The sequence below is a fragment of the Neobacillus drentensis genome, assembly GCF_036965245.1.
Taxonomy (GTDB): Bacteria; Bacillota; Bacilli; order Bacillales; family Cytobacillaceae; genus Neobacillus; species Neobacillus drentensis_G.
Genome location: NZ_JBALPG010000221.1, coordinates 2,207 through 6,186 on the forward strand (window position 1 = coordinate 2,207; position 3,980 = coordinate 6,186).

Annotated in this window: 4 protein-coding genes and 2 pseudogenes; 1 reads left to right on the forward strand and 5 read right to left on the reverse strand. The window is 35.2% G+C overall.

Translation table 11 applies throughout. From position 1 onward, the window contains the following. Positions 1-337: 337 nt before the first annotated feature. The 4 genes from V7150_RS25735 to V7150_RS25750 form a co-directional block, all read right to left on the reverse strand. A complete protein-coding gene (locus V7150_RS25735) occupies positions 338-781 on the reverse strand; it encodes an SMI1/KNR4 family protein (RefSeq protein ID WP_335523972.1) in 444 nt (147 codons plus the stop codon). After that, a complete protein-coding gene (locus V7150_RS25740) occupies positions 778-2,196 on the reverse strand; it encodes an HNH/ENDO VII family nuclease (RefSeq protein WP_335523975.1) in 1,419 nt (472 codons plus the stop codon). Before V7150_RS25740 ends, V7150_RS25735 begins: the two co-directional genes overlap by 4 nt. Positions 2,197-2,791: 595 nt before the next feature. After that, on the reverse strand, positions 2,792-3,181 hold the full coding sequence (locus V7150_RS25745) for a hypothetical protein (RefSeq protein WP_335523976.1): 390 nt from the start codon (positions 3,179-3,181) through the stop codon (positions 2,792-2,794). A 217-nt stretch (positions 3,182-3,398) separates the two neighbouring features. Then, positions 3,399-3,566 carry a hypothetical protein gene (locus tag V7150_RS25750; protein ID WP_335523979.1) on the reverse strand — a complete coding sequence of 56 codons (168 nt, stop codon included), beginning with the start codon at positions 3,564-3,566 and terminating at the stop codon, positions 3,399-3,401. Between the two features lie 7 nt (positions 3,567-3,573). Between V7150_RS25750 and V7150_RS25755 the strand changes: the two are divergent. Then, positions 3,574-3,729: pseudogene (locus tag V7150_RS25755) on the forward strand (IS3 family transposase); the annotation flags it as partial. 69 nt (positions 3,730-3,798) lie between these two features. Here V7150_RS25755 and V7150_RS25760 read toward each other — a convergent pair. Next, positions 3,799-3,980 (reverse strand): annotated as a pseudogene (locus tag V7150_RS25760) (SecY-interacting protein Syd); the annotation flags it as partial.

A 3,980-nucleotide genomic window follows, 5' to 3' on the forward strand; every position in this document is an offset into this window, starting at 1 on the left:
GACAACTACTACGTTAAAACTTACGAGTTTGTCCGAGTTCGTTATTTTTATGTCCATTCCATGTGTTTATATTCGTCGCCCAATAAAATGTCATCTCTCCTAAGCTCGTACTTCGTTTTCTATTCTATCATTGCACGTAATACTCTATGATGGTACAACCATCATGAAGTATATACTTTTTAACAGCCTATGCTTTTTCTTTCCACTTCAAGCCTTGTCGTTCTCATTTGTACAGCATAAATCAGAAAATAAGTTTAATTGTACTGCTTTTATATTTTTTGTAACTAATCTTATTTGCCTGTATAGTATTAATGTTTTTAATTAGCAATCTAATTCATTAAAAATGTATATTTATCTCTTCTTTAAGAGCCTTTTCTAAGTATTCTTCAAAACTATTTGCAATTACCTCTTGTTCACCTAAATCAATATAAAATCTTATAATTTCTGTATTGGGTAAATTAAAGCCTATTGGATTACCAGCACCATCTATTCCAATTACATTAAATTTCTCATAGCCTTCTGGAAGATTATCCCTAAACTTAAGTGATTGTTCTACAAATGACGGTGTCGCAACAAACTCAGCCTCTTTCAATCCTAAAACAATCACTTCTCCCACTGCACCAGACCCATATTTCAAAAGAAACATCTTATAGTCCTGAGGTAGCTTTATCTGTAAAGTATCTTCAGCTTCGCTAATTTCCTCTTCTTCAACAGGTCCTCCAAATGCTTCAGCACACATTTCAAATTCTTCATCAATTGCTTGTAATAGTTCTATTTTCATTCTATTATCCCCCTTTTAATCAGTTCGTTGGCATACCTTGCTTTCCAATATTCTTTACGCCATTTATCGAATTGCTGCCTCTCTTCTCCTTTACCAACTCCACCTTTATTTCCAAATGGATGCTGTCTTTTGTTTCCTAAATCATGGTATCTATTAGGAATCTCAATTATTGGTCCCTCAACTTTTTGTACGTGATGGTGAAGTATAATTGTATCATTCGCTCCATCTTTTGGAGAATACCCCTTTTTAAATAAAAACTTCAATTGTTTATCAGATAAATGCGATAATGAACGTTGTGCTTTTACTTCAAAACCTTTAAATTGTGCTGTAAATTTACCTGTTTGTTCATAACCTTTGATTGCTTGTTGAACATCTTTAGACGTTACTTTATAAATGTCATTTGTTAAATTAGACTTACCCGTACCCTTACTTTCAACCTTCACCGCAAACTGACTAACAACATCCTCAATCCTATCCTGAACAATTTTAGGATTCGTTACCTTCCATGGCAAAGTACCACTTGTACTGTATGCGATGTTATGGTCTGGGTTGACCATTTTTTTCATTCCGCCTACTACGCCATCCATAAAAATAACGGCTCCGCCCTTGACGCCCTTTACAAACTGAAGAGTCCCCTTCTTGAAACCTTCAAAGACCTTATTGTTCTTGACGAGGTCATCTACCTTTGCTTTTATTGTATCAGAAACCGACTTTGGTTTTGAGTCAGGAATTTTGCTGGTCAGCTTTGATATCTTTGAAAGTTTAGTGGCCATCCCCACAATAGGTATGAATGAGGAAGCCGCATTTCCTGTTACGTACATGATACCTTCCTCTTCATAGGTATCCGAGATCGATTGAGAGATAGATTCAACTACACCGATCGGGTCTTTGATCGCTTCGACGAGTGCTTCGGTGTATTGATCGATTCTTTTATTGGCTGCTTTATTGATGAAGTCAGGCTCGATTGTGTCTGGAATCACACTGGATACGGCTACGATGCCCGCGTCTATGACGAGTGTTGCCAATCCAGTTACAATTGAGTACAGACCGACGGCTACACCTCTCAGGAGATCAAATACATCCTTTGACATATCCTCGATCGCATCCCACATGCCTTCAAAAATGCTCGTATACTTGTATTTCATTTTTAAAGCTTTAACTTGATATTGATCATCGACGATTTCAAATTTCTTCACCTTTGAGTCATACAGTCGCCAAAGCTGTTCCATTTTGTTGTCGAGGGATCTTTGTGAAGATTGGATTTCACGGCGGATCATTTGCAGCTTTGCTTGATTGCTTCTGCTTTTTTCTATTTCCCTTTCTTTCTCTTCGTCTGATAAGAAAAAGGTAGGGAACGGCTCCCTGTTCGCCGTCAGGTATGCTTTCGGCAAGTTATTCATAATGCCGGTTTCCATCTGCTGTAGGTTAAACCAAATATCATTCCGATCGGCATATCTATTGATTTTAATGAAATCCTAAAGAAGATGACCTCTCACAACCTGAGTTAGCACTAATTAGGCAGCCAAGGTAGCAAAAGAATACAATTTCTCGTTACCTTTGTTTATCGCCACGAGCTTAGTCATTCTCGTTAGTTTGTTGGCTATGTAATACTATAAATATCCCTGCCATGAAAAATGCCATCTCGCCCAATTCTCATTCGTTTCTCTGTTTTCTAGTAATAACTAAAACTCCATGATGGTATAACTTTCATGGAGTCTCATTTTTCAAACGTATCATAGTCTTTTTTCCAATTTGCTTTTTGTTCACTTGCCTTATTTGCCTGTTAGGTTACCAACTTAATATAACTAGCTTTGTCATTCTGGTGTGTAAATTTAAATCGAGTAGTCAGTTTAAAGTTTTTTTTACAGGTTTACCTGGCTTCATGAGTTTTTGATGCAATTGTCAGGTTATTTTTAAATCATAAAATCTTTTGAGTTCAAAAATAATCTGCTTAACCCATTATTTACACAATGCCCAAAACCTTAGTATTACTCTTACTTCGCTGTCAAACTATTCACTTGCAAGTGCTTTCTCTATAATTTGCTCAGCTGTTAAATCTTCATCTGAATAGTATATATAATCTGAGATGTCTGGATTCTTTACTGCATTTTCTACTATTAGTAATAGATTTTCAATTTCATACTCCTTCCCAGAAACATCTTGTATCTTAGTGACCATATCAATCAATTCTTTTCTTGATAGGTTATCTTTTTTTCTGTTCTCATAATCGAATATTCTATTACTGATGTATTCATAACCATGATCCGTATAAAATAAATCACTTACATCAGGAAAAGTTACGAGTGACTGAAGTTCCATAATTAGTTTATCCGTAGGTTCTAAGAGGTATCTTTTATCCATTACTTCCTTAACTAGTTTTCTTATACTTTCTTGCTTCACCTTAACACCTACCTCCTATAATGTTTTTTTAAGCTTGCTCCTTTTTTTCCAAAGTGATATGACCTATCAAGAATTTCTTGGTGCATTCTTGGAGAAACAATAATTAAATTATCAAGGTCATACACTCCACCCCTTTTTCAATTGGCTGTTTATGATGTAGAATATAAGTATTTAAGCTTTTATAATGTCCATTTTTCGGTGCCCTTGGGGCAAAGCCCTATTTCATTAGTGCTTGGTTGGCCTTATTAAATTTATTTGCAAAACTTGAATTACCAACCTCTTTCCAAAGCTCACTTCTAAACTCATCTAAGCTTCTGAATTCTCTACCAGCAAACTTATCTCTAATCTCTTGAGGTATAATACCTATATCTCCATTTTGATACATTATTTAGTCTGAATTACTTCATTTAAAAGAATTTGAGAGTATGGAGCATTTTAAGGTAGAGTTAGAAAAATACATTTACTACTATAACCACAAACGGATTAAGGCAAAATTAAAAGGCATGAGTCCAGTGCAATACCGAACTCATGCCCAAATAGCTGCCTAAATCCCGTGTCTAACTTTTTGGGTTCAGATCATATCAGACGGTCTTTTTTACATAAACGTTCTTATTATTTTATTTTTGTAACCTTAAACTAGAAATTAGCTCATCTAGACCATTCGCAATCTCTTTAAACGAACCTCGTTCAAAATCCTCCAATTCAACTTTTCCCACTGTATTATCTAAAACAACTATCAAACCGTTCCCCTCTATTCCTATAGGAATTTTATCAATCTTATTATCATGATTGTTTTTAT

Coding starts and splice junctions, on each gene's coding strand:
- V7150_RS25735 (WP_335523972.1), bottom strand. CDS start 781: ATGAAAATAGAACTATTACAAGCAATTGATGAAGAATTTGAAATGTGT.
- V7150_RS25740 (WP_335523975.1), bottom strand. CDS start 2,196: ATGGAAACCGGCATTATGAATAACTTGCCGAAAGCATACCTGACGGCG.
- V7150_RS25750 (WP_335523979.1), bottom strand. CDS start 3,566: ATGTATCAAAATGGAGATATAGGTATTATACCTCAAGAGATTAGAGAT.